Source organism: Streptomyces incanus (genome assembly GCF_042656345.1).
Taxonomy (GTDB): domain Bacteria; phylum Actinomycetota; class Actinomycetes; order Streptomycetales; family Streptomycetaceae; genus Streptomyces; species Streptomyces incanus.
On record NZ_JBHSPC010000171.1, the window covers coordinates 1 to 1,003 of the forward strand.

The 1,003-nt window shown below is 72.8% G+C and carries 1 protein-coding gene; it reads right to left on the reverse strand.

Translation table 11 applies throughout. The features are described from left to right. Window positions 1-985: IS4 family transposase (locus tag ACFP2V_RS38505; RefSeq protein ID WP_381221390.1), on the reverse strand; the 985-nt coding region annotated here is incomplete at its 3' end. Window positions 986-1,003: the final 18 nt, after the last annotated feature.

Here is a 1,003-nt window from a genome sequence, read left to right on the forward strand (position 1 = left end):
CGAGCTCGGCGGCCGGGAGGTGCGCGGGGTCGAGCAGGTCGGTGGCGAGGACGATGAGTTCGCCACCGGGGTTGCGGTCGGGCACGGTGTACTCCACCACCCGCACCAGCTGGGCCCGGTCGTCGTCCAGGGGGTGTCCGGCGCGGGCGGTCCGCAGCAGGCGGCGGCGGGTGGGGGCGTGCAGGCCCGGCGCGTACAGCAGGGCCAGGTAGGAGCCGTCGTCCAGCGTCCGTACCAGGGGCAGCTCCACGCTGGCGCCGATGCGCCAGCACAGGTGGGCACCGTGTTCACGGGCCCGCTGCCACAGCGGCCAGGAGTACAGGCCGGCGTCCGCCAGCAGCAGCATGCCGTCCTGGAGGCAGTGCAGGGCGTCGGGAGCCAGGGTGCGTTCCCCCTCACGGATCGAGCCGACCACGGCGCCGATGACGGCGTGGGTGCCGCATTCGCTGACCGCGACCAGGTGGGCCTTGGGGAAGGCGGATGCCTTCGGGCCCGATCCGCAGCGGCCGAAGCGGGCCGCGTTCTCGGCGGTGTCCGCGACGTCCAGGCTGGTGCCGTCCAACGCGACCAGGCGCATCCCGGCCAGCCAGGCACCGCGAGTACCCGGCTGGGCCACCGGCACCGCGGCCCGTTCGAACAGCAGCCGCATCGGTTCGACCCCCAGCCGCTGCCGGGCCTGGGTGAGCGCCGACGGTCCGGGCACCTTCCAGGCTCGCTCCCACGAGGCCAGCGCCACCAGCCCTCCGGCGAGCTTGCGCATGACCTCCTCGTAGGAGTCCCTGAAGAACAGCGACAACGCGAGCACGAAACGGATCACCACGTGTGCGGGCAGCAGCCGGACCCGCTTCTCCTGGCGCCCGGTCGCGGTCAGGACCTCATCCAGCAGCTCTCTGGGGAAGGCGTCGGCCAGCACTCCCAGTGCGATGTGATCCGTCAACAGCCCGCCGGCCCCGGGCACTTCCGTCTTCGTCTGAGCGCCAGTCACTCGCCGACCTTACCGACC